Source organism: Streptomyces sp. NBC_01351 (assembly GCF_036237315.1).
Lineage (GTDB): Bacteria > Actinomycetota > Actinomycetes > Streptomycetales > Streptomycetaceae > Streptomyces.
This window is the reverse complement of sequence record NZ_CP108356.1, coordinates 4,391,389-4,413,778: the sequence shown is the minus strand read 5'-3', so window position 1 is coordinate 4,413,778 and position 22,390 is coordinate 4,391,389. Positions and strand designations below refer to the sequence as shown.

Annotated in this window: 31 protein-coding genes and 1 pseudogene; 12 read left to right on the top strand and 20 right to left on the bottom strand. The window is 69.1% G+C overall.

Annotated features, from left to right (window positions below; all coding sequences use genetic code 11):
- Window positions 1-59: 59 nt before the first annotated feature.
- Window positions 60-1,172: a hypothetical protein gene (locus OG625_RS20335; protein WP_329382908.1), complete on the top strand. Its 1,113-nt coding sequence runs from the start codon at window positions 60-62 to the stop codon at window positions 1,170-1,172.
- 192 nt (window positions 1,173-1,364) lie between these two features.
- A complete protein-coding gene (locus OG625_RS20330) occupies window positions 1,365-2,651 on the top strand; it encodes a hemopexin repeat-containing protein (RefSeq protein WP_329382905.1) in 1,287 nt (428 codons plus the stop codon).
- A 287-nt stretch (window positions 2,652-2,938) separates the two neighbouring features.
- Here OG625_RS20330 and OG625_RS20325 read toward each other — a convergent pair.
- The 6 genes and pseudogenes from OG625_RS20325 to OG625_RS20300 form a co-directional block, all read right to left on the bottom strand.
- Window positions 2,939-3,277: pseudogene (locus OG625_RS20325) on the bottom strand (tyrosine-type recombinase/integrase); the annotation flags it as partial.
- 176 nt (window positions 3,278-3,453) lie between these two features.
- Window positions 3,454-3,879 carry an SCO4225 family membrane protein gene (locus tag OG625_RS20320; protein WP_329382902.1) on the bottom strand — a complete coding sequence of 142 codons (426 nt, stop codon included), beginning with the start codon at window positions 3,877-3,879 and terminating at the stop codon, window positions 3,454-3,456.
- Window positions 3,880-4,103: 224 nt separating this feature from the next.
- Window positions 4,104-4,541: an NUDIX hydrolase gene (locus tag OG625_RS20315; protein ID WP_329382898.1), complete on the bottom strand. Its 438-nt coding sequence runs from the start codon at window positions 4,539-4,541 to the stop codon at window positions 4,104-4,106.
- 30 nt (window positions 4,542-4,571) lie between these two features.
- Entirely contained in the window at window positions 4,572-5,363 is a 792-nt protein-coding gene (locus OG625_RS20310; RefSeq protein WP_329382895.1) for an SDR family NAD(P)-dependent oxidoreductase, read from the bottom strand.
- Window positions 5,344-5,730, bottom strand: a complete 387-nt coding sequence (locus OG625_RS20305) for a hypothetical protein (RefSeq protein WP_329382892.1) — start codon at window positions 5,728-5,730, stop codon at window positions 5,344-5,346. Before OG625_RS20305 ends, OG625_RS20310 begins: the two co-directional genes overlap by 20 nt.
- A gap of 170 nt (window positions 5,731-5,900) precedes the next feature.
- A complete protein-coding gene (locus tag OG625_RS20300; RefSeq protein WP_329382889.1) occupies window positions 5,901-6,269 on the bottom strand; it encodes a low affinity iron permease family protein in 369 nt (122 codons plus the stop codon).
- A gap of 103 nt (window positions 6,270-6,372) precedes the next feature.
- Here OG625_RS20300 and OG625_RS41460 point away from each other — a divergent pair, with 103 nt between their 5' ends.
- Window positions 6,373-6,564 (top strand): hypothetical protein, encoded by a 192-nt coding sequence (locus tag OG625_RS41460; protein WP_443067742.1) that lies wholly within the window; start codon window positions 6,373-6,375, stop codon window positions 6,562-6,564.
- Between the two features lie 102 nt (window positions 6,565-6,666).
- Here OG625_RS41460 and OG625_RS20290 read toward each other — a convergent pair whose 3' ends face one another.
- The 4 genes from OG625_RS20290 to OG625_RS20275 form a co-directional block, all read right to left on the bottom strand.
- A complete protein-coding gene (locus OG625_RS20290) occupies window positions 6,667-7,446 on the bottom strand; it encodes a ribonuclease BN (protein WP_329382886.1) in 780 nt (259 codons plus the stop codon).
- A 49-nt stretch (window positions 7,447-7,495) separates the two neighbouring features.
- Entirely contained in the window at window positions 7,496-8,359 is an 864-nt protein-coding gene (locus OG625_RS20285) for a DUF1206 domain-containing protein (RefSeq protein ID WP_329382883.1), read from the bottom strand.
- 102 nt (window positions 8,360-8,461) lie between these two features.
- Window positions 8,462-8,635 (bottom strand): CsbD family protein, encoded by a 174-nt coding sequence (locus tag OG625_RS20280; protein ID WP_329382880.1) that lies wholly within the window; start codon window positions 8,633-8,635, stop codon window positions 8,462-8,464.
- Window positions 8,636-8,677: 42 nt separating this feature from the next.
- The gene (locus OG625_RS20275) at window positions 8,678-9,094 is read right to left on the bottom strand and encodes a hypothetical protein (RefSeq protein ID WP_329382877.1); all 417 of its coding nucleotides are present in this window, start codon (window positions 9,092-9,094) and stop codon (window positions 8,678-8,680) included.
- A gap of 128 nt (window positions 9,095-9,222) precedes the next feature.
- On the opposite strand from OG625_RS20275, the gene OG625_RS20270 reads away from it, so the two are divergent.
- Window positions 9,223-9,378, top strand: a complete 156-nt coding sequence (locus tag OG625_RS20270) for a DUF6131 family protein (RefSeq protein ID WP_267759492.1) — start codon at window positions 9,223-9,225, stop codon at window positions 9,376-9,378.
- A 167-nt stretch (window positions 9,379-9,545) separates the two neighbouring features.
- Here the strand turns inward: OG625_RS20270 and OG625_RS20265 are convergent, their stop codons facing one another.
- The 5 genes from OG625_RS20265 to OG625_RS20245 form a co-directional block, all read right to left on the bottom strand.
- Complete coding sequence (locus OG625_RS20265) at window positions 9,546-9,734, bottom strand: DUF6381 family protein (protein WP_329382874.1); 189 nt, start codon at window positions 9,732-9,734, stop codon at window positions 9,546-9,548.
- A gap of 131 nt (window positions 9,735-9,865) precedes the next feature.
- Window positions 9,866-10,030, bottom strand: coding sequence for a hypothetical protein (locus OG625_RS20260; protein ID WP_329391310.1), 165 nt, complete (start codon window positions 10,028-10,030; stop codon window positions 9,866-9,868).
- Between the two features lie 34 nt (window positions 10,031-10,064).
- Window positions 10,065-10,421 carry a PRC-barrel domain-containing protein gene (locus tag OG625_RS20255; RefSeq protein WP_329382872.1) on the bottom strand — a complete coding sequence of 119 codons (357 nt, stop codon included), beginning with the start codon at window positions 10,419-10,421 and terminating at the stop codon, window positions 10,065-10,067.
- Window positions 10,422-11,273: 852 nt separating this feature from the next.
- Window positions 11,274-11,630, bottom strand: coding sequence for a PAS domain-containing protein (locus OG625_RS20250; protein ID WP_329382869.1), 357 nt, complete (start codon window positions 11,628-11,630; stop codon window positions 11,274-11,276).
- A gap of 92 nt (window positions 11,631-11,722) precedes the next feature.
- Window positions 11,723-12,208, bottom strand: a complete 486-nt coding sequence (locus OG625_RS20245) for a DUF5994 family protein (protein WP_329382866.1) — start codon at window positions 12,206-12,208, stop codon at window positions 11,723-11,725.
- Between the two features lie 304 nt (window positions 12,209-12,512).
- On the opposite strand from OG625_RS20245, the gene OG625_RS20240 reads away from it, so the two are divergent.
- The 4 genes from OG625_RS20240 (at window position 12,513) to OG625_RS20225 (ending at window position 13,968) form a co-directional block, all read left to right on the top strand.
- Window positions 12,513-13,088, top strand: coding sequence for a DUF5994 family protein (locus OG625_RS20240; RefSeq protein WP_329382864.1), 576 nt, complete (start codon window positions 12,513-12,515; stop codon window positions 13,086-13,088).
- 5 nt (window positions 13,089-13,093) lie between these two features.
- Entirely contained in the window at window positions 13,094-13,282 is a 189-nt protein-coding gene (locus OG625_RS20235; RefSeq protein ID WP_329382861.1) for a hypothetical protein, read from the top strand.
- Window positions 13,283-13,377: 95 nt separating this feature from the next.
- Window positions 13,378-13,644, top strand: a complete 267-nt coding sequence (locus tag OG625_RS20230) for a hypothetical protein (protein ID WP_329390805.1) — start codon at window positions 13,378-13,380, stop codon at window positions 13,642-13,644.
- A 51-nt stretch (window positions 13,645-13,695) separates the two neighbouring features.
- Window positions 13,696-13,968: a hypothetical protein gene (locus OG625_RS20225; protein WP_329382858.1), complete on the top strand. Its 273-nt coding sequence runs from the start codon at window positions 13,696-13,698 to the stop codon at window positions 13,966-13,968.
- A gap of 111 nt (window positions 13,969-14,079) precedes the next feature.
- Here OG625_RS20225 and OG625_RS20220 read toward each other — a convergent pair whose 3' ends face one another.
- From OG625_RS20220 to OG625_RS20210, 3 genes are all read right to left on the bottom strand, one after another.
- Window positions 14,080-14,910, bottom strand: a complete 831-nt coding sequence (locus OG625_RS20220) for a hypothetical protein (RefSeq protein WP_329382855.1) — start codon at window positions 14,908-14,910, stop codon at window positions 14,080-14,082.
- A 400-nt stretch (window positions 14,911-15,310) separates the two neighbouring features.
- Window positions 15,311-15,949, bottom strand: a complete 639-nt coding sequence (locus OG625_RS20215) for a response regulator transcription factor (RefSeq protein ID WP_329382852.1) — start codon at window positions 15,947-15,949, stop codon at window positions 15,311-15,313.
- Window positions 15,946-17,148, bottom strand: a complete 1,203-nt coding sequence (locus OG625_RS20210) for a sensor histidine kinase (protein WP_329382849.1) — start codon at window positions 17,146-17,148, stop codon at window positions 15,946-15,948. The genes OG625_RS20215 and OG625_RS20210 overlap by 4 nt, the downstream gene beginning before the upstream one ends.
- Window positions 17,149-17,274: 126 nt before the next feature.
- Between OG625_RS20210 and OG625_RS20205 the strand changes: the two genes are divergently transcribed.
- The 3 genes from OG625_RS20205 to OG625_RS20195 all read left to right on the top strand — a co-directional run bounded on the left by OG625_RS20205 (window position 17,275) and on the right by OG625_RS20195 (window position 19,540).
- Complete coding sequence (locus OG625_RS20205) at window positions 17,275-17,853, top strand: RICIN domain-containing protein (protein WP_329382846.1); 579 nt, start codon at window positions 17,275-17,277, stop codon at window positions 17,851-17,853.
- A 251-nt stretch (window positions 17,854-18,104) separates the two neighbouring features.
- The gene (locus tag OG625_RS20200; RefSeq protein WP_329382843.1) at window positions 18,105-18,647 is read left to right on the top strand and encodes a SigE family RNA polymerase sigma factor; all 543 of its coding nucleotides are present in this window, start codon (window positions 18,105-18,107) and stop codon (window positions 18,645-18,647) included.
- The gene (locus OG625_RS20195; protein WP_329382840.1) at window positions 18,647-19,540 is read left to right on the top strand and encodes a hypothetical protein; all 894 of its coding nucleotides are present in this window, start codon (window positions 18,647-18,649) and stop codon (window positions 19,538-19,540) included. Before OG625_RS20200 ends, OG625_RS20195 begins: the two co-directional genes overlap by 1 nt.
- A 64-nt stretch (window positions 19,541-19,604) precedes the next feature.
- Here the strand turns inward: OG625_RS20195 and OG625_RS20190 are convergent, their stop codons facing one another.
- On the bottom strand, window positions 19,605-20,060 hold the full coding sequence (locus OG625_RS20190; RefSeq protein WP_329382837.1) for a hypothetical protein: 456 nt from the start codon (window positions 20,058-20,060) through the stop codon (window positions 19,605-19,607).
- Between the two features lie 32 nt (window positions 20,061-20,092).
- Window positions 20,093-20,665, bottom strand: a complete 573-nt coding sequence (locus OG625_RS20185; RefSeq protein ID WP_329382834.1) for a TetR/AcrR family transcriptional regulator — start codon at window positions 20,663-20,665, stop codon at window positions 20,093-20,095.
- 97 nt (window positions 20,666-20,762) lie between these two features.
- On the opposite strand from OG625_RS20185, the gene OG625_RS20180 reads away from it, so the two are divergent.
- Window positions 20,763-22,358: a carboxylesterase/lipase family protein gene (locus OG625_RS20180; protein WP_329382831.1), complete on the top strand. Its 1,596-nt coding sequence runs from the start codon at window positions 20,763-20,765 to the stop codon at window positions 22,356-22,358.
- Window positions 22,359-22,390 lie beyond the last annotated feature (32 nt).

Here is a 22,390-nt window from a genome sequence, read left to right as displayed (position 1 = left end):
CGGGCCGTGCGGTGGATCACCACCGCACGGCCCGCCCCTGCGGAAGGATCCTGATGCATATGGAAAACGACGGCCCTCCGGATCTCGGAGGAGAGGAGTCCAGCCGGTACTTCCTGGCGGGAATCCGCGGAATGCGCGCCAGGAAGAAGATCGTGCTGTGCGAGCGCACGGCAGGCGGAGAAGCCAAGGAGATCTGGTCGTGGGCGCCCACGGCACACAGACTGCGGGGCCTCCCGGACGCCGTCGTGACTGCTCTGCTTCACGGCGAGTCCGTCACCGAGGTGCGTGTCGCGGACGGCGGGAAGAAGCTTGCCGTTCTGATGGGTAACGCCGCCATGGTCCTCAGTTACCCCTCGGGGGAGGTCTACTTCGCCACCGACTGCCCCGGCACGGGTGTGCACTCCCTGGAGGTCCTGCCCGGCAACCTCCTCGCCACCGCGGATACCGGAGGCGTAGAGGCCGGCCTGCGCATCTTCTCCATGAACGAGCCCTACACCGACGAGTACCAGCAGATCACCGGTCTGGCGTCCTGCCACTGGCTCCTGTGGGACCGTATCGACGGTGTCGTATGGGCGGTCGGGACGAACAGGTGGCCCAACGGCAGCCACCCCGACAACGAAGTCTTCGGCCGAGTGCTCGCCTACCGGCTCCAACCGGAAAACGAGCAGGAGCCGGTGAGCCCCGTTCCCGTGAAGGACATCGCCCTGCCGCGGTCCCAGATCGCGTGGGAGTTCGCCGGAGGACGGGATCTCTGGTTCGACGGTCCGCACGTCGTCTGCCCCGTACCCGGCAAGCGTGTCTTCCTCATCGCGAGCGATCTCGGAGTACGCGAATTCGACCTCACCACGCAGCGGCAGAAGCCTCTCGACACGACGCTGACCGAATACTTCGGCAGCGCCTTCAAACCGACGGCCAGGCAGCGCGACGAGTGGCACAAGACGGGCAACCCTGCGGGGAATCGCGGTATGCGCACATCCAACATGAAATCGCTCAGCGTGAGCGAGGACGGATCATTGCTCTATATCCAGGCCGCCTGGAAGGCAGGCGATTTCGCGAAGAGCGTCGATGTCCTCGACAAGGGCAGTGACCGAGCGAAGGGATATCCGCTGGGCACCGTTTACAAGGCAACTTGGTTCCAGGAAGTGTCCGGGTGGGAGACCGCCAGGATCTGACCACCTGTGGGCCGAGCTACTCCACCGGGCGAGGAGGCGCACCCGATCGCGACCGTTGATCACATAGCTTGAGCCGGACGGATGACCTGAGTCGCGTAACCCTGTACGAGGCCCGAACGGTTGCGCTTGCCTGAATCGCGACAAGGCCGTCGGCCTTGTCGCGACGGGATGGCAGTGAGGGCTGGAGGCTCGATGGGCAGCGACGATCTCATCTACTACGCGTACGTCGAAACGGTGGAGAATGGGAAGCAGTACATCCGGTTCGCCAAGGACGAGAAGCTCGACGCGAGCTTCACCGGACCGTTCGCGAAGGCGTGGAAGGGTCCCGCGGACGCGGTGCGCTGGCTGGCCGAGGCGGAGGCGTCGGGGGCGACCATCCCGTCGCTCTACCTGTCCAAGACCGGCAAGGTCTACTTCATGCACGGCAGCACTTATGTGCGCTGCACCATGGCCACGCACACGATCGACGAGGGCTTCCCGAAGTCGATCGGCTCGTACTGGGGGGAGATGAAGCCGGGCGGCTTCGACGCCACGATGGACTCGGCCATGGCGTGGGACGAAAACAAGGTGTACTTCTTCAAGGGCGACAAGTACGTCCGCTATGACCTCGCGGCAGACAAGGTGGACGCCGGGTACCCCAAGGCCATCGGCTCCTACTGGGACGGGTTCAAGGAAGCCGGCTTCGGCAGCGGCGTCGACGCCTTCATCCGCTGGGACAAGGACTGGGCGTACGCCTTCAAGAACGACAAGTACGTCCGCTTCCACATCCCGACCGACAAGGTCGACCAGTCCGCGCGCAAGTCGGTCGACTACTGGAACGCGTTCTCTCAGGCCGGCGTGCGCCGCGTGCTGTCCATGTGGCCCGCCCCGGCCGTCGAAGCCCCTACCACCAGCGGCACCCAGACTCCCCGGACCACCGGGTTCCCCACCGGCAAGTTCAAGATCCGCAACGAGGCGACCGGAAAGTGCGCGCAGGCGTTCGTCACCAAGGAAGGGGACCGGGCGTACGACAAGGAGGGCAACCGCATCCCCAACAAGAACGAGGGACGCGACATCAGGTACGTCGAGCTCCGGCCGTGCGGTGACACCCAGGACCAGGTCTGGCGCTACAACCCCAAGACCCAGCAGCTGGAGAACCTGGGCGTCGGCGGCAAGAACTGCGCCATGATGAGCATCGCCACGGGCATCACCGGCCTGTTGGGGAGGGACACGTTCTTCGCCGGAGAAGAGGCGGAAGCACCACAACAGGCGCAAGGCCCCACCTACCGGGTGTCGCACCACTGGCGCGACACCGACCCCTCCGTGACCTCCGCCAAGCTGTCGAAGTTCCGGACCGAAGACGGCTACATCGTCCTCTCCGACGTCGACACCAGCAACAGCAGCAAGCGCACCTACTGGACTGCCTACGAGCGCGACACGATCGCCGGGGACGCCAAGGGGAAGCCCGGACAGAAATGGACCTTCCCCACGGTTTCATAGCCCCCGCATCGCGGGCACTGAGCCGGGCAACGCAGCCCTTGGCGCCGACGCCCCGCGAAGGGCCGTGCCATAACGTGCCAGTAGGGGCGGTAAACAGCGGACAACAAGGGCTCCAACGAGGCAGCCAGAGCGGGGACGTCGGCGGACGTTCCCGCAGGTCAGAGCCTATGTACACATCCAAGTGCTGGGTGATTCCCAAGCTTATAGCGCGGGTTCGATTCCCGTCATCCGCTCTTGCAAGAAGGCCCAGGTCAACGACCTGGGCCTTCTCCGTTGTCTAGACCTATTCAGGAGTCCTGCACCACTTGCGCACCACTTGACTCCTGCACGGCCTGCTCAGCGGCCTTCTGCCGCGCGGCCCGCACCATTCCGTCGAGCCCGCCGGCGACCTCCTTCTGGCGCTCGTGGTCCGAGTGTTGGTAGATCAGCGCGGCCTTCTCCGAGGACTGGCCGGCGCGGACCATCGTGTCCTTGAGCGTGGCCCCGGACCGTGTCGACAGGGTGTGCCCGGTGTGACGAAGGTCGTAGAACCTGAACGACTTCGGCATACCGACCTTCACCCGCGCCTTGGCCCACTTCCGACCGAACGTCGTACGCCGGAACGGCGCCCCCTTCTCCCCCACGAAGAACCTCGGCAATGCCGTCGAGCTCATGTCCGAGGACGAGAGGGCGAATTCGAGCGGCTGCTTGGCCTCGTGATCGAACCCCCTCGCTCCTTCGCCCCGTACACCTTCTGACCAACGCCGCCGGGGCCAACGCATTTCAGCGTTGGCCCCGGCGGCATGTCCGCACGGCCGTACGGCTAGACCTGCGCACTCCGGGCATCGCGCCGCCGCGCCACGTAGCGGAGCAGGGCCCAGATCGCCACGGCGTTGACCAGGGCGCTAACCAGGACCGCACCGTAGAAGCCGGATTCGGACCACATGTCGAGCTTGCCGTCGATGGACGTGTCCGGTGCCACCCAGTCCGAGGGGCGCGGGGCGTCCGGTACGAACTCCGTGGGCAGCGGCTCGGGAGGCGGCTGCGAGCCCTCGTGAATGGGCCCCTCGACCGGGGCCGACTCGTCCAGGGCGTCCGCGGCGGGTCCGAAGGTGCTCAGCAGCAGGAGGCTGACCGGCGCGGTGACCAGGATCGGCAAGGCTGCGAAGATCCCGATGTCCCCGGTCCGGCTGCCGATCGCGATGTAGACCAGCATCGCGAGCACCAGGGCCAGGTATCCACCGGGCACCCACATCTCAGGCTTCGACCAGCGCCGCACCATGACGTTCCCCGTTCCGTTCCGCTTCGTTCGACCTGCGCCCAGTCTCGAAGCTGCCGAGGACCGCCACCTGAGTACGCCTACTCATCCTGTGCAGCCCTGAGTACCTGGTCAGAGCCGTGCACGGCAATCACGCCGGGGACACCCGCAACGTATCCCCCATGTCCGGCACACGGCGCCAGAGGATTCCGCGACTAGACCACGACCCCAGCCCCGAGTCCGCCGGCACCGATGGCGCCCCGCAGGACGTGGGCGATCTCCTCGGGCTTGAGGTCGATGCTGTCCAGCCCCTCCACGGTCAGTGGGATCTCCTCCAGCGCGTATTCGCCGCGGCCCTCCGCGCTGAACTCGGGGCCGGTCCGGTCCTCGAAGGACCACGTCGCGATACGGGCTAGGTAGAAGATCTGACGCTCGTCGTCGGACTCCATCGTGTGCAGGAGTCGGATGATGACGGCCTTCCCCGCGATCTCCTCGTGGATCTCCCGGTGGAGAGCGGCCTCCCGGGACTCGTCACTCCACTCGACCCCACCGCCGGGCAGTACCCAGTACACGGGAACTCCAGGCTTGGTGCGGCGGATGACCAGCATCGTGTCGTCCGCGGTGACGAGGACGGCTCGGACTCGTTCGATCATTTCGCTCTTTCTCCTTGCTTGTTGACGGTCTCAGTGCAGCAGCCAGCCACCGTCGACGTGGACGGATTGCCCAGTGATGAACGACGCGGACGGGCCGACGAGGAACGCCACCAGGGCTGCCACGTCTTCGGGGCGTCCGCGTCGCGGGACGCACTGGCGGTTGATCTGGTCTTCCGGGCGGGCGCGGTGGTGGGCGGGGATGGCGGTCTCGGCTTCCACCTCGATGGCGCCGGGCAGGACGGTGTTGACGCAGATGCCGTACGGGCCGAGCTCGCGGGCCAGGGAACGGGTCAGGCCCAGGAGGCCCGCCTTGGCGGTGCTGTAGGCGACGAGATTGGTGCGGCCGGCGCGGGCATTGACGCTGCCGATGTTCACGATCCGGCCCCAGCGGCGTTCGATCATGCCGGGGGTCAGGGCGTGGCAGGTGCGGTAGTGCGCGGTGAGGTTCACGTCGAGCGAGTAGTTCCAGGCTGCCTCGTCGGTGTCCCGCCAGGGGACGCGGGGGTAGGAGCCAGCGTTGTTCACGAGGATGTCGACGGGGCCGATCTCGGCGCGGACGAGGTCGGCCATGGTCTGGAGGGCGGTGGGGTCGGTCAGGTCGGCGTTGACCGCGATGCCGGGGCTTCCGTCGCGCTCGAAGGCGGCGAGGAGGGCGTGGGCGTCGGAGTCCTGGCCGAGGTGGTTGACGGCGACGGTGGCTCCAGCGGCGGCGAGCGCCCGTCCGATCTCGGCACCGATGCCGGTGGCGCCGCCGGTCACCAGGGCGGTCCGGCCCTGAAGCGGCCGGGCCTGGAGGGGGATCTCAAGCAGGGGCAGGGACATGGCTGCTCCGTTCACCGGGGTTGGGGTGAGGTGCCTGTGTGGTGGTGAAGAACGTGTCGAGGGTCGTGAGCGGGTCCTGGCTCTCGGCGAGCTTGATCAGCACGAGCAGGAGGTCGTGTCCGGTCAGCCGGGCTGCCGGAATGACGCCGAGGATGCGCAGGGCGAGGAAGGCGTGGATCTCCTCCAGGGCGGTATCGCCCTCTCCCCGGAGACCGTCCAGGGCCCGGGTGATGGCCGCACCGCGGCCGGGGCCGGTGTTCCAGGAGTACCGGACGTCGACGTGTCGGCGGCTCTCGTGGAGCTCTAGGTGTTCGATGCGGGGGCGGGTCTGTGGCGGGAGGGTGAGGCGGAGTGTGCGGGCGTACACGTCGGGTTGGTAGTCCGGGACGAGCCAGCCGCCCAGGGCCATCAAGTACCAGAGCAGGTTGGCGGCTTCGCCGACGGCGGTGTTGCGGCCGGCGAACTCGAAGTCGAGCCAGTACAGCGGATCGGCGATGTTGGGTTCTGTGGGGTCGCCCTGTGTCAGACCGGCGCATCTCAGGAGTCCTCCTCCATACCAATGGCCTCCTCAAGTGAGTCGAATGCCTCACCGGTAGTACGTCGGCGTTCCTCCAGCAACGCCAGCGCAATCGCGTCGAGTTTGCGCTGGATGGCACGGTCTGCCCGCCGCTCGGCATTCTTGAGGAGGGCCAACAGCAGCAGAGTCACCGCCACCATGGTGTCCCCGACAAGAAGCTGCCAGCTCAGTGGCAAACCCGCTGCATGGACCCCGATGAAGGCTCCGACGAGCAGCAGACAGAACGAAAAGAACACAGGGGAGCTCGTCAGATTCGACGCTCGCTCCGCGAGGCGCTCGAACGGGCCTCGCCCTTTACTTCCCCGTTCGGAAGGGTGCTGCAGGGTCATACCCCGTGAGTACCGCAGGAGGACCTGGACCGCACCTCGCCAGTGCACCCAGAGCGGGACATTCATCCTTCCCGCCGACACCCCGCCCGGGCCGGTCAGCGTGGTGGGCGACTTCAACGACTGGCAGCCCGGCGTCCACACCCTGCGGCAGCGCAAGGACGGGAAGCAGGTCGTCATGGTCGAACTGCCGAGCGAGAGCACGCATTCCTTCCGGTACCTGGCCGCCGGTGACTACTGGTTCAACGACGAGAGCGCCGGCGGCCAGGACGGCCGCAACAGCCGCCTGCACGCCTAATCCGGCCCAACCGGCGTGACGCGGGGCGGCCGCGTTGAGAACGGCGACACGTGCCGCTGCCCGGCCCGGTGATGTGGGCGAAGAATGCGGTAGATCCGAGCCTCACCCTCGGTGTTTCAGCGCACGTACCAGGCGGGGTAGCTCGTCGTGGAGCAGTCGGCCGGCCAGCGCGCCGCCGAACACGACGACGCCCACGCCGACCAGCCAGGACTGGATGACCAGGACGGTTCCGAACGGGCCGTAGGAGACGGCGCTGGATGCGATGAGTGGTGAGAACACGAGTCGGGAGAAGAGTCTGAGGCCGAGCAGCCCGAGCATGGTGGCGACCGCCCCGGGCAGCAGGGTGGCCCAGGCGATGCGGCCGCCGAGCAGGAGCCGCTGGGACCACCAGAAGAACAGGGTGCCGATCAGCACCGTGACCACCCCGCGGGCCGAGGATTCGCGCCATAGGGGTGTGATCGCGGACAGGAAGAGGACCCCGATGAGGACTGCGAGCCACATCACGTGCCGCCACCGGGCCCACCAGCGGGCCGGAGGCAGATCCCAGATCTTCTCGTAGCCGCTCTGCACAGCAGCCCCGAACGACAGACCGAATACGGCGAGCACGGCGAGGCCGAACGCCGTCGTGGTCCGCCACGCCTGGCCCGGCAGGGCGAACAACCGCTCGATCTCCCCTCGGGCGACCGTCGATACGCCGAGCCCGTCTCCCAGCCACTGCGCGAACCCCCGCCCGCTCGCCGGATCGGCCGCCGACACGATCAACAGCGGCACCAGCGTCAGGAACCCAAGCGCCGCGAATCCCAGTGAAAGCTGCCACAGGTCGATATCGCTGCCCCGCCCCCACCTACGCCCGGCCCGCGAACGGCGGATCGCACTGCGCAAGCGCCCAAAGGGAGACAAGCGGCCCACGGCATCGGACGAGATGCCCTCGCTAGGGCGCACTGGGGCGCGTCTCCGAGCCCGAGGCCTCGGCCGGCTGCTCTGCCGAGGCGCCGTGCTCAGGGGCTTTGCGCCAGCGGGCTTCGCAGAACGAGTAGAGGCCGAACAGCAGGAGGCCCACAGCCGCGGCGATCAGCAGCACGGGTCCGGCGGGTGTGGCGGCGAACGAACGCAGCGTCTCGTCCATGCCCTTGGCCCGGCTGGGATCGAACTGCACCGCGGCCAGCAGGACGAACAGCCCGGCAACCGCCGCGACCACGCCGCACGCCACGCCGCCGACGATGCCCAGCCCCGCCACGATGCGCCGCGTCGTCGGGCTCATCTCGCCCGTTCGGAGATTCTCCTCGAACTTCCGCATCAGGCTGCGCACCACGATTACCACGCCGACAACGACAAGGACGGCCCCGAACACACCGACGAGGACCCGCCCGAGGGGCCAGTTCAGAACCCTCGCGGTGTAATCCTTCGACGTCTCGTCGCCGGGCCGGCCCCCGGCGGACCCGCCGACCAGCGCGGTCTGCACCACGCCGATACAGATCACGGTGTAGAAGACGGCCAGCCCCAGAGAGCCCAGGCGCCGGGTCCACTTGTCGCCGCCCGTCACCGCCTGCCCGAACGCGGCCTCGGACAGGCGCCACAGCGCCATCGCCGCCAGCCCCAGCACCAGGGCCCACAGCAGCACCCGGCCGAACGGCTGCTCGCCGATGGTCCGCACCGCACCGGACCGGTCGGCCTCCTTGCCACTGTCGCCACCGAAACCCATCTGCACGGCCAGCAGCCCCACCAGCACGTAGATCACACCCCGGGCGCAGAGCCCGACCCTGGACAGGACCTCCATGGCGCGACTGTTGGACATGCGCCGCCCCTGGGACCTGGCCTGGGAGACACTGCCTTTCCTGATGGCCATACGTGGCACCTCCGGGGCCCTGCCGTGAGGCCGACAGGGCGGGCGCAGTGGTCAGTGCTTGAAGGCGTCCTTGATCTTCGCCCCGGCCTGCTTGGCGTTGCCCTTGAACTGGTCACCACGGCCTTCGGCACGCAGGTGCCAGCTACCGGTGACACGGCCGACGGTCTTCTTGGCGCCGCCCTTGACCGCCTCGGCCTTGTGCGCGATCTTCTTGCCGATACTCATCGGTGGCCACCCTTCGTAAGTTGTGCGCCGGTATGTGGCGGCCTACCGGGGCTCCGATCGGTGCTTGAACGGGTTGAGCCCCCGCCTGTGCTCGCCGTCCGGGTTGGGCTCTCGCTCAGGCGTCGTCTGCGGGCGGGCGATGCCGCGCTGGTCGACGACGTCTTCGCGCCCCTGGTCGGCAGCAACCGCCTCTCGACGCGTGGTGCGTCGGGGGCGTGCGTCGTGGCCTCGGTGAGAGGTCCGGCGGGCACCGGCCAGGAGGAGGCTCAGCCCGAGCAGGGCCACGGCCCCGACGATGATGCCGTAGAGGAAGAGGGTGCCGGTGGAGCCGGTGACCTCGTAGCCGAATACGGAAAATCCGCCGGTCAGCTCGTGGGCGCCACCATCATTGGTGACGACGCCGGCGACACCGACGACCAGCGCGGCGATCAGGAGGACGAGTCCGAGGATGACGAGCATGGCACGCTCCAGAGGTCTGCTCGCTGTCTCTCCACGGTAGGACTGTCCTGCCCGGGAAGCCACCAGCAGAGGGCGGATCTACCTTGGGAGCAGGGGCTTTGCATCACTCCGTGAGATCGGCGGACATCATGATCGTCCTCGGAATCATCCTGCTGGTCGTCGGCTACGTGGCCGGCATCGCCATCCTGTGGACCATCGGGATCATCCTGGTCGTCATCGGCATCATCCTGTGGATCCTGGGATCCGTCGGACACAAGGTTGGCGGACGACGGCACTACTGGTAGCCGTCCCTGACCCTCCTTCTTCGACCGCCTGCTCAGCACCTGACCACAGGCCCGGACCGCGGCGAGTACCGTCCGCTGTGGGCGCTTGGACGCAAAACCCGGCCGGTGTCTCCCTCACGCACAGATGATCGCGTGGGCAGCCACCGGCCGGTACAGGTGCAGGGCCGTCACATGGGGTCGACGTCCCCGAGGCCCCGCTCGCTCTCCTTCTTGCTCTGGTCCAAGATCCGGCGGGCCTTTTCCTTCAGCCGCTGGCGCTCCGCCGGGTCGGTGGCACGCTCCGCGGCCTGCTCCATTTCCTGCGCCTTGGCCCGCATCTGCTGGGCACGGCTACCGGACTCGCCTGCAACGCTCATGATCACTCCTGGGATCTGGGGGGAGGGCGGATTGCACCAGCGAAACAGCACCCCCACTCCCGCGCATCCCGAACGATCACCCACCGCTATCCCCGCAGCACAGGCCAGGTGCAGAAGGTCACCTGGCCTTCTCAGCGTATGTGGCGGCGTCCGGAGCGACGCCCGTGCACGCCCAGGTACACCAGGGCCGCCACGAAGACCATGATGCCGATGACCAGCAGATAGAACATGCCTTCGGCGACAGCGCCGATGATGCCCAGCACCATCGCCACGATGACCAGAATCAAGAAGACCACCACGACGTGGACACCTCCTCGGGCGAGTGGGGGCTCAGCGGCGGGCGAGCTGCCGCTCGCCGCCCGCACCGGGCTTATACGTGAGGTCGTAGTACCGGAAGACGGCTTCCTCCTCCTCGGCCGGCAGGACGTCGTCCGTGCCGATCGAAGGGCTCTTCTTCACCAGCGCCTTGTCGTAGTCGACCTTGACGTACCCCGGCCCGACGATCGCGCCGTCCAGCGGAACGAAGACCAGCCGGTGCCGGGTGGGCAGCCCCACCAGCACAGTGGCCATGGCCGACTCGTCCGTGCTGGTGTCCACGTAGATGGCGTCCAGCGCACCGATCCTGTGCCCGCCCACGTCCACCACGTCGTGGGTACGCCACTCGCGAACGTCCGCTGCCTGGATCACCCTCAGGTCCCTTCGCACGATCACAGCCCGGCCGGTGCACTTCCTAGCCTGCCCCCGCCCGACCGAGGAAACCAGCTCGGCACACCCCAACAACGCCCCGCCCGTCATACCGGTTCTGTGAGTCCGCTCCGATGGGACTCTCGCCAGACGAACGACCGGGTGAGGCAGCCTTGTACGCAATAGAAGATTGCTTGGGCATCGGCAGCGTGCCGGTTGCTCGCGCAACACCGGCGTGTGCCGCCGCCGGGGCGACCGGACTTACAGGGGTGTAAGTCGCCCAGGGGGCGCCCCGGCCCGGCGTCCGGCGAGGGCGTGCCCCATCCGTGCCCTTCAGAGCGGTAAACAGCGGTCATCACGGGTACGGAATGACCGCAGTAGCGACCCACTTCGCAGGGAAAACGCGCAGGTCATACGGCCTATCCCTGTGCCAGGCGGCATTGATTCCCAAGCTTATAGCGCGGGTTCGATTCCCGTCATCCGCTCTTGAACGAAGGCCCAGGTCAGCGACCTGGGCCTTCGTCGTTGTCCAGGCCTCTCAGCCCTTGCCGTGCCCTCCGCGTGCCCCAACTCGCAGCAACGCCCCGGCCAAAGGGCCTTTCGCGCACCACTTGCACCACCTGGGCGCAGAGGCGTAGCCGAAGCACAGACCCGCACACCTCTAGATGGCCACGTGAGGCGTCAGGTTGAGACCGGGAGCGCTACTCGATGTTCGAGTGCCTGTCGTCAGTCGACTTTCACCGTGAGGCCTACGTGCCGCGCCGGCCGGTGCCCGGTCACGCCGATGGGTCCATCAGGTGTGCAGACGGCTGTTGGGGCCGTCCTGGTCGCCGGCGCTCTCGTCAGGGACGGGCGTCACCCGCGTGCCTCGCCTCGCAGTCGAAATGATGCGGTCGGCGGCGTAGCGTGCCACCTCACCACCGACCGCACGTGCTCACGGTCCGGGTCGGCCGGGGTGCGCCCCGTGGACTCACGGTCAAGGATCGGGATTCCGTCGGCCAGAACCTCACGCATCGCGGACTCGATGGCCTCGGCGTCCAGAAAGGGCAATGCCTCGCGAATGTTCCGGCCGACGTGCTCGGCAGCCGGCAGGCCGTTGATGCGTTCCAGTGCCGGATTGACGGTCACGTACCGCAGATCGGTGTCTATCACCGCCAGCCCGATCGGGGACTGCGAAATCAATCGAGTGGACAGCGCACGATCCCGCTCCACCCGCTTCAACGTCGCCTGGTCGGTAGCCAGGCCGAGGGCATAGACGCCTTTCCGGCCGTCCTCCAGCCGTATCCGAACAGTTCAACGAGGGGCTATGCGTCCGCAGGGTCGTTGGTGGGGGCGATGAGGATCTGGGCGGCCTGGGTGGTGTTGTCGGCGCGGACCGCGCGGGCCATCGCTTCGCGGGCGGCATCGGCGGTTGTGTCCGGGGGAACCACCAGCAGCGCGAAATGGTCGTTGTGGCCACGGGTGATGAGCACGGTGTCGTCGCCGACCGGGTCGGAGTCGAGGTGCACGACCTGGTCGTCGATGACCAAGCGGGTGGGGATGTCCTGCCAGGCGGTGGCGTCCAGACCGACCCGCGTGATGGGCCCGAGGTGCCCGGTCAGTGCCGTGATCAGGGCGGGCAGCTCGGTCGTGAGGTCCCGGGAGCGCGGCCACCAAGCGCCGTCGAGAACACCTTGGCGGGACCGTGTGGTCTCCAGCCGAAGCAGGGCGGTGCCGGGCTTGACGGCTTGATGGATCGCGTCCGGGAGAAGCTTCAGAGGGACCGGGACGGGGGTGTCGGATGCGGCCATGATGGTCCGCCTGTCTCGCGGTGCGGCGACGCCCCGTCCGGCCGACCGGCGCGGCGTCGGAAGGCTCTTGAGCGGGGAAGTGCCTCCGACGTTTCACGGTACTCCGTCCGCCCCCGCAGTGAAGCTCTCTCCAACCGAACCGTCGCTGCCGGAAAATACCTGGTCAGAACCTGCTTCCGAGACCTCGAACCGGAGTACGGTGGAGGAACCGGGAGTATTTCGCACACCCGCTCCGCTGCGGACGTCGTTTCCGGCGATCACTGCACCGGGCCGTTCGCGAACGGCCCGGGGACGGGTCCGCGACATGACTACGACCCTTGGCCGCGCCGAGTCCCGCGTGGGTGCTCCCGTCGTTGGGGCGCGCCTGTCCCTTACCCCGAAGACCGCTCTCGCAGGCCGGCTGGACGGCGCCTGGTGGCCCCGTTCCCGTGACCTCGAAACTGAGCTCCCCGCGCTGGCCGCCGCCCTGGAAGAGCCTTGGGGGCGCATCACCCGCGTCACCGTGAACCCCACCCGCTGGCCCGTCGTCCCGCACACGATTCCCGTGACCGGGCGGACGCTGCACGTGGGCTGGTTCACCGAACAGGACCCCGACAAGCTGATCCTGCTCTCCTACACCGTCGGCCGCTGGGACCTCCTCGTCATCCCGCCCGAAACCGAGCCCACCGCCGCGGCCCGGCTGATGGCCGCCGCCGCGACCCCCGGCAGCGTCCTCACCGCCAGTGTCCTGATGGCCAACGAAGCAGCCATCGGGCGCGGCATCCGCGACACCCAGCGCCAGGAAGCCGGCTGGGAGAGCGAAGGCGGAGCCCGCATGTCCCCCTTCGGGAATCCGATCGACCGACGCACCCTCCCACTGCCCGGGAACGGCTGGAGGTGAGCTCCATGGAGACCATCGTCCTCATCGCGGTGATGATCCTCGTGACCGGTATGGGAATCCACCTGATCCACCTGCTCAACGCGCAGCACGACGCACGGATCGCGGCCTACCACTTCAGCGATCCCCTGCCGAGACCTCCCGGCCTGCCGGACGACACCAGTCGTCGAGCCCACCGCACGGATGCCGACCGGTGAGGAACAGACCTTCCTCCGACCGGGAGCAGCGGGCGGGGCGCGTACAGCGCCCCGCTCGCCGGCTCCTCGCCCCCTCCGAAAGGGAACACGCCCACGTGAAGTACATCGAGACCCAGACACTGCCATCGCTCGGGCACGCCGAGGTACGGATCATCGCGCACACGCCCGAAGCCGCCCGAGCGGTCGCAGAAGCTCTCCGCGGCTGCTTCGCCGGCGCCGAACAGCGCAGCTATCCCGGTCTCGACGGCGACACCCGCCTCCACCTCACCGTGGACACGGCAACACCCGCCGGCCCCGCCCGCCCCTGGCTGGCCACCAGCAGGACCCCCGTCGGCACCGGCGCCCACTCCGACGAGACCTGAGAGCCCCGGCCCCGGCCCCGAAGCCCACCCTGCACACGAGAGGACGCGGTCATGGCCACACTGCGCGAACGCAAGACCTACCGCGATCAGGTGCTCCGGGTCCTGTACGAAGCCGTCGAAGGCAACCGCCTCCTCGGCATCACCGGAGCACAGCTGCGACGCGACCTCCACGTACCGGAACAGGATCTGGCCGCCGCCTGCACCTACCTGGCGGGCGAAGGCCTGATCACCGTCGACTGGGAACCGGGCAACACCCCCGCGATGGTCACCCTCACGCACGAGGGAATCCGGCGCATGGAGGCCGAGGAGGAAGAGCGCGGCTGAGCCCGCGTACCGACCGGTCCGTCCAGTCAAGGGCCCCCGTATGGCGCCATGTTCTGCGGCCAGGAGGACTTGGCGTGCCGCAGGACGACCAGGGCCGCGAGGTGCCCGAAGTCATGGCGTCGCCGGGTGCTGGTGGCCGACTTGGCGCGCGAGGTCCAGCCCGAGTACGCGGTCGAGAAAGGCGAACGTCTCGAACTTGGCACCGGCCGGCACGTCGGCGCGCTTGGCCACGCTGACCAGCATGTCCAGGACAGCTGGGACGCCGAGATCATCGGCGAGCGCGGCATGGGCCTGTCGCAGCACGTCGGCGGGGATCGGCCTGGACGGCTCCTGCGCCCAGTCGGCCACCTGCTGCCGCCAGTGCCTCAGCATCCGCCGAGCCTCGTCGAGCGCGGCGCTGGTGACCGTGACCGGCGTGCTGTGGGCGTGGCCGAGCAACAGCATCCTCACAGCCAGCGGGTCGGTCCCCTCCGGGGCGAATGCGTCCGGGAGATCCGAGGCGAGGAGGTGGCCACGGTCTGGGACGCCCCCGTCCGGGGGTGCCGGGCTGACCTGGCCCACGTCGATCCGGACCCCGCCGACGGCGTCCTGCACGGAGGTGCCGTACGCCAGCACGTGCACGTCGGCAGCGGCGCACATCGCCTCGGTCAGATGGTGAACGCCTACGGTGGCGGGCGGGTGGATGCCGATAACAGCCATGGCCTGTTCGAGCGTCTGGGCCGGCTCAGGCGGCAGGTCCGGCGTAGTGAGGACCGTGACGGTCTGCAGCCCATGGAGCTCCGCCGTGCGCGCCAGTACGTCACCGACCAGAGGCGCCCGCAGGTGCACCTCGCCGATCCCGGTGTCGATGACCGGCAGGTGGACGCAGATGCGCAGCAGGTGGCGGTGTGCGGAGGGGATCTCCACGAGGCGGCCGGTGCGAGTGTCGGCGATACGCAGCATGATGCGGAGGCTAGTCGTGGAAACCTCCGGCACGGGGGAGGACCTGACCAGGACGCCAACGTTGTGGAACACCTGGCGTCGCACGGTGGTAGGGCGCGGGCCCCATCCGTGCCCTTGGGCGGAAGCGTCGCTACGGGCGCACTATTGCCAGGATTTTCACGGCGATAGGTGGCCTGTACCGCCGCGAAACATCACTGGTGCCGGAGAAGCGCCAGGGGCATATCATGATGAATGGGTCGGTGCACTCTCACGTGCAGCGCCCGGAAGGGCGGCCCCGGCGTGTGAATGTGCCGGGGCCGTTGTGTCACCCTGGCTCGCTGGGCCAGAGGGCGGCCACCACCCACGCCGGCCACCGTCACCATCACCCGGCAGGGCAGGGGCCAAGTCACCGACATGGGAGCTAAGGGCGGTGCCGGGGGCTCAGCCCGTCCTCCCGCACCCGCAGGGCCAGGTCGATCTTCGTGTACGTCGGGCGACCGGCCCGCCGGTACTTCTCCTTGACCTGGTCCAGGTAGTACTTGGCGGTGTTCGGACTGACGCCCGCCCGCCGCGCGGTGGCCTTCAGGGTGAGCCCGGAGGCGTAGTCGAGCAGGACCTGGAGCTCGCGCGGCGCCAGCTGCGGCCGGGCGGGGCCGGTGTCGTGCGCCCAGGCGAAGGCCAGCTCGGCGGAGTGCGCCGTACCGCCCCGGGCCACCGTCTCCACGGCGCCCACCAGCGTCTCCAGGGAGTGGTCCTTGGTCAGGTAGCCGTCCGCCCCGGCCGCCACCGTCCCGACGATCCGGGCCCGGTCCGCGACCGTACTGATCACCAGCACCCGGCCGCCCGCCGCACACAGCCGCCGGACGTTCTCCTCGGGGACGGAGCCGTCGCGCAGCACCAGGTCGAGCAGCACCACGTCGGCGGACCGGCCGCCCACCGCGATCAGCTCGTCCACCGTCTCCACCGCGGCCAGCAGCCGTAACCGCTCCACCCCGGCCAGCCAGGAGCGCAGGCCCTCGCGCAGCATCCGGTCGTCGTCCACCACGGCCACGGTGATCACGCGGGCCACCGCAGCTGCACGCTGGTGCCCTCGCCGGGGGCGCTGTCGACCTCGGACCGTCCGCCTATCTCGGCCAGCCGGGCGTGGATGGAGCGCCGCAGCCCGGTCCCTGACGCGGACCCGTCCGGCGTGCCGCCCCCCAAGGCTCCCGGGTCGAAGCCGGCGCCCCGGTCCACCACCGTGACGGACACGCCCTCGCCCACCCCGACGGCCGTCAGGAAGGCCTGTCCGGTCGCGGCGTGGCACCGTACGTTGTTCAGGGCCTCGGACACGGCGGCCGCGAGGGCGGTGGCCACCGGGCGGGGCACCGCGGGCAGTTCGTGGTACTGGGCGGTGACCTTCAGGCCCAGGCACTCGGCCGAGTGCACCGCCTCCTCCAGCGCGGTCCCGACGGCCACCTCGGCGGCCTCCGCACCGGCGGCCTCCGGGTCGTCCTCGCGCTGGATCAGCCGCCGCAGGTACGCGGCCTCGCGGGCGCACCGCTCGCGCACCAGGGGTGCGTTGGCGTCCACCCGGCCGGCGGCGATGGTGGTCAGCGTGGCCAGCACGGTGTCGTGCAGGGCCCGGTGGTGCGCGATCCGCTCCGTCTGCCGGGCCCGCGCGGCCTCGGCGGTCAGCGCCCGCTCCTTGGCCTCGTCCAGCTGGGTGCCCTGGCGGCGCAGGTACCACCAGAAGACCCTCGCCATCACGGCCGAAGAGACCACCGAGTTGAGGTGCCCGACGAGCGCGAACCCCGGAGCCGCCTCCTGCCCGATCACCCACAGGTACGCGGCCGGCGTGGTGCCGAGCAGGAGCAGTACGGCCCCCACGGCCGGTCGCGGCGCCAGAGCGACGCCCGCCACCGCGCTCACCGACCCGCCCAGCAGGAACAGCCATCCGTACAGGGCCACTTCGGTGCCCCCGGGCACCCAGCCGCCGCCCGACCGCGCGCCGGTCGCCAGGCACACCAGCAGCGGCACCGAGCAGCCGGTCACCAGCACGTCGGCCCACACCCAGCGCCGATCGAACCAGCCCCGTGCGTACGCGTTCCCGTACAGCCACGCACTGGACGCGAGGATTCCGCCGAACACCACCCAGGGGAGGACCTCGCCCGGCGCCTTCCGCAGCACGGCCGCGAAGCCCGCCGTCAGGTGGCTGGCCCGGTACAGGCCGGTCGCCAGCATCATGAACCGCTGGGCACGCTGCAGACCCGAGCCCACCCTCACCACAGCCTCCGCAGTGAACACACCCCCCTGAAAGGGTGGGTACCGGAGGTTCAGTGGATCTCGGTAGCTTCTCCGGCGTCAAGCTCGTCCCCGGTCAGTTGTTTCCAGTCAGGAGAGAACGTGCCGCAAAAATTCCGCCGGTTCGGCAGCGGGGTCATAGCCGCTCTCACGGCGTTCTTCGTCATGCTGCTGCCCGCGTCCGCGCAGGCCGCGGAGAACCCGACCATCCGCTACACCACCACCCCGTACAACGCGGCCATCTACGAGGTGCGGGCCGGGTACAGCTGGCAGTGCCTCGACATCCGGGGCGAGTCCACCAGCGCCGGTGCCATCATCCAGAGGTACGACTGCAAGGGCAGGCTGCACCAGCGCTTCACCTTCCACAGCGTGGGCAACGGCAACTTCATGATCGGCACCTGGGGCGGCGCGCGCTGCCTCGGCGCGCAGGGCGGCGGCGTCTACCAGGGCGCTTCCCTCATCCAGACGGACGGCTGGGGCTGCGCCACCTTCACGTGGGTCTTCCAGGGCGGTGAGAAGGGCGACCACTGGGAGATCCAGGAGGTGGGCACCGGGCTGTGCCTGAACGACACCGGCCGCCGCTCGCCCGTGGTGTTCGGCGCCTGCAACGTCTCCGGTGTGCCCTGGCCCAGCATCTGGGTGCCGCGCTTCGACAGGTACTACAACTACGCCCAGTTCTAGCAGTACCGCGCGACACGGCTACACCGCGGTGCGGAGGCTCATCCCCTCCACAGCAAAGCCCCAGGTCAGCGACCTGGGGCTTTCGCGTTTCCACGAGCGACGGTTGCTCCGGGCACGGCCGGGCCGAAGCGGCCAGGATCCTACCCAGGTGCCGTGGCGGGAGGTCGGGACAGCGGCGCATGAATCCGTGTCAACGTAACTGCCTCGCCACCGCGTTGTCCGGAGGGAGACGGACAACTACCGGAGGAAACATGGATCCAGCCACGCAGGAGGAGTTCGCCGACTTCGTACGGGGGCGATGGGTGCCGCTGATCCGGTTCGCCCACAGCCTCACGCTGGACGCGGGCCGGGCCGAGGACCTGGTGCAGGAGAGCTTGGTCCGCTTGTGGAAGGTGTGGCCACGGCTGCGCCAGGAACAGCCCGATGCCTATGCCCGGCGGATTCTCGTCAATCTCGCGATCTCCTCCCGCCGCCGCCGGTGGTGGGGTGAGAAGGCCACCGCGTACGTGCCCGACCTCCCGGAGAACGCGGTGGCGGGCCCCGGCGCCGGCATCGGCGACCGCGACCTGCTGCGTCGGGCGCTCGGCCGGCTCCCCGCGAAGCAACGCGTGATCGTGGTTCTCCGGTACGTCGAGGACCTGCCGGAGCGGGAGGTCGCCGAGCTCCTCGGCTGCTCGACCGGCACGGTCAAGTCGCAGGCGTCCCGGGGACTGGCCCGTCTCCGCGAACTCCCCCTGTTCACCGATTCCACCATGCCGGTTCCGGCAACCTCCACGCTAGGAGCGAGCGCCTGATGCCCAGCACCGAAGACCTTCTGAAGAACGCCGTGGGGGACCTCCCCACCACGTACCTCCCGCCCCACGACCCCTACCAGAGGGTCGCCGAGGGCGTACGGCGACGCCGCAACCGTAGGCGGCTCTCCGCCGCCGGGGCCGGGGCGGTCGTGGCCGCCCTGGCGGTGGCCGTCCCGTTGCTGCTCCCCACCCGGGCGCCGGACGGTGCCGGCGCATCCAACGTGGCCGCACCCCCGGCAACCATCGACGCAGGCACCCCCCTACCCGGATACGACGCGGTGCCGGCCGGACCTGTGTACAAGGTGGGCGCCGGTACCCACCGGGGCGTCGACTGGACCGTCGGCTCGGTTGCGGGGAAGGAGGGCCAGTCCTGCCTCGTCTCGCGCAACGTGATGCTCGGCAAGATCGCCGCCTGTTTCGTCGAGGCCGAAGGGGTGCAGCGCGTCCACTGGGCCGCGACCCAGCCCTTCGATGACAAGCAGTTCGCCGTCGTAGGCATCGCACCACGGTCGGTGGCTTCCGTGCGGGTCACCCTCGCCGACGGCTCCGTGACACAGGCCCCCGCCGTGACCACCCCCACCTCGGGAGCCGTCCGGTTCTTCACCGTTCTGGTACCCACGACCCCCCGCCAGGACGCCGGCGTCCAGGCGCTCGACACGGCAGGCAAGCCCCTCGGCGGCCCCGTCTCCGTGGACCCCAAAGCGAGCTTCAAAAACAACACCCCGCCCTTCTGCGCGACCGGCGGGGCCCACCCCGAGAACGGACCCACGGGGAACGACAGCAAGGCCCCGGGCATCGGCGATGTCACAACCGGCGTCCCCTGCGGTGTGCCCTGGACGTACATGCGTGCGCCCGACCCCTGGCCCAGCGGCAGTCCGACACCCACCAAGTAGCGTGCCGGTCAGGACGGTGGATGCCCTCGCCGCTCTCGCGCGGCGGTCGACCTCGTCACCGACGTCATCGGCACGCGTTCCCGGAACCAAGCTGTCCAGAGAGCCGAGTTCGCGGATCGTCGATATCAACCGTGATCTCGTAGCCCGAGGTTGAGCTGAAGGTGGCTACGTTTCCGGAGAGCTGGATCCGGTCAAATGGATTGGATTCCATGAAGAAAATTGCCCAGATGAGCCCACGATCAACGGTCAACCGTGCTATGAACCCATCCGAGCCGTAGGAACCTTCGCCGCCCCACAGCAGCCCCTTGCTCCCCAGGTCCACTGCGACCCGCCCATCGACCGAAGAGACCCAGGATGGATCGCTCGCGAGCGATTCATCCAGGTCGAACGGGGCGAGCACCCTCAAACCGCTCGGCACATCGGAGTCGAGCTCGACATCACAGGAGCTCCCGTCCGCAAAATGCAGGGCATCTCTGATGGGAAGCTGAAAATCTTCCCATAGGTGTTCGATTATGGTCACGCGACCTGGGTCTGTTTCGGCGTCCGTCATGGTCAGCGCGCCAACTCAGCCAGGGCCCGGACGCCTTCGAGCACCTCCGCTGCGGTGGGGGCGCTGGAGGGGTCGCTGAGGCACTGGAGCATCACACCCGACACGAGCGCCAACTGCACGGTGCCGAGGGTGCGGACGGAGGCGTCCGACACCTCCTCCTCGCGGACGCCGTCCAGGATGGCCGCCATGCCACGCCGCCCCTGAGCGGTGCCGTCGGCCAGAGCGGCGCGCAGTTCCTGCTGCCGCTGGGCCTGCATGAACAGTTCCACCGAGGCGAGCCAGAGGTCGGGGTGCGCACCGAAGTCCTCGATCAGGCTCTCCCAGATGCGCTCGAAGTGCGCCCGGGAGGAGCCGTCGGCGTCGGGGACCAGCGCCCGGCCCATCGCGTCTCCCCACTCGTCGAGGATCTCGAACAGGGCCTGGTTGAGCAGCGCCTCGCGTGAGCCGTAGTGGTAGCCGACGGCGGCCGTGCTCACGCCGGCCGCCGTGGCGACGTCACGCACGGAGGTGCGGTCGTATCCCTTTTCCCGCAGGCAGGCCTTGGCGCCGATGAGCAGGGCTTCACGGTTTCCCATGCTCAGGAGCCTAGCGCCCGTGTCATACGAACGCCTCATACGATCGAGTTAGACAAACGTATTGCACGATCGTGCAAGCCTGCGTAGCGTTCGTGCCATGAGACACACCAGGAACGTTTCCAAGGGGTTGGTCGCCGCCGCCCTCACGCTGACCACACTGGGCCTGGGCCTTGGCCTGGGCGTCGGGCAGGCCACCCCCGCACGAGCGGCAGCGGGCGGCACCGCCGGGACGGTCGCCGGCACGGTCGTCGGCACCACCGGCGGCGCCGTGCGCGGCACCGCCGACCACGAGGGCATGCGCAGCTTCCACGGCATCCCGTACGCCGCCCCGCCGGTGGGGGAGCTGCGCTGGGCCTCGCCGCGGCCCGCCGCGCCCTGGACCGGGATACGCGAGGCGACCGCTCCGGGATCCCCCTGCGCGCAGCCGAAGGGGCTGCCCATCGGGGTCCCCAGCGAGGCCGAGGACTGCCTCTACCTGAACGTCACCACCCCCGCCACGCGGACCGGCAAGCGGCCGGTGATCGTGTGGATCCACGGCGGCAGCCTGATGTTCGGCAGCGGCGACCTCTACGGCCCCGAGCGGCTGGCCGCCGAGGGTGCCGTCGTCGTATCGGTCAACTACCGGCTCGGCGTCATGGGCTTCCTGTCCGACCCGGCACTGGGGACCTCCGGCGGCCTCGGCCTGGAGGACCAGCAGGCCGCGCTGCGCTGGGTCCGCGCCAACGCGGCCGCCTTCGGGGGCGATCCCGGCAACGTGACGATCATGGGTGAGTCCGGCGGCGGGTACAGCGTCTGCGGCCACCTCGCCTCGCCGAGGTCGGCCGGACTGTTTGACCGCGCCATCGTGCAGAGCGCGCCCTGCGCCACGGGCGGCTCCCGCACCCGGGAGGAAGCCGAGGCCGAGGCCAGGGCCACGCTCGCCGAGCTGAAGAAGCTGAAGTCCGAGGAGGGCGAGGACTGCGATGACGCCGAGTCCTGCCTGCGCGGCACGGATGCGGCCACGCTCATGAAGGCGTACGGGACCTGGAACGAACCCCGCCCGATCGCCGGTACGGACCTCATGCCGCTGGCCCCCGCCGAGGCGCTGCGCACGGGCAGGTTCAACCGCGTCCCGGTCCTCATCGGGGTCAACCACGACGAGGAACGCGGCCGGATCCTCGGCCAGGAGCTGACGGGCGATCCCATGCCGCCCGAGGCGTACGAGCAGGAAATCCGCAAGGAGTTCGGCGACCGGGCCGACGCGGTACTGGCCCGCTACCCGCTGAACCGCTTCGGCTCCGCCGGCGAGGCCCTGGCAACGGTCCTGACCGACCGCACCTGGTCGGTTCCGACGCTGGACACCGCCCGGCTGCTAGCGCAGTGGACGCCGACCCGGATGTTCGAGTTCAGCGAGCGCGAGACGCCGACGTGGGCGGGCGACCCGAAGCTCAGCTTCGAGCCGCGCGCCTCGCACATGTCGGAGCTCCCCTACCTCTTCGACCTCAGGCTGCCCCTGTTCGAGAAGCCGACAGAGCAGCAGGAACGCCTCGGCAAACGAATGACGGACACCTGGGTGGACTTCGCCGAGTCCGGGAAGACGGACTGGCCGAGCTTCCGCAGCGGCGGCTACGTGCAGTCGCTGGCCTCGGGGCCGTGGAAGCGCACGGAGTTCGCCAAGGACCACAACCATGCGTTCTGGAAGAACCTCCGCTGACGTCGCACGAAGTGGGGCGTCATCCGTGTGCC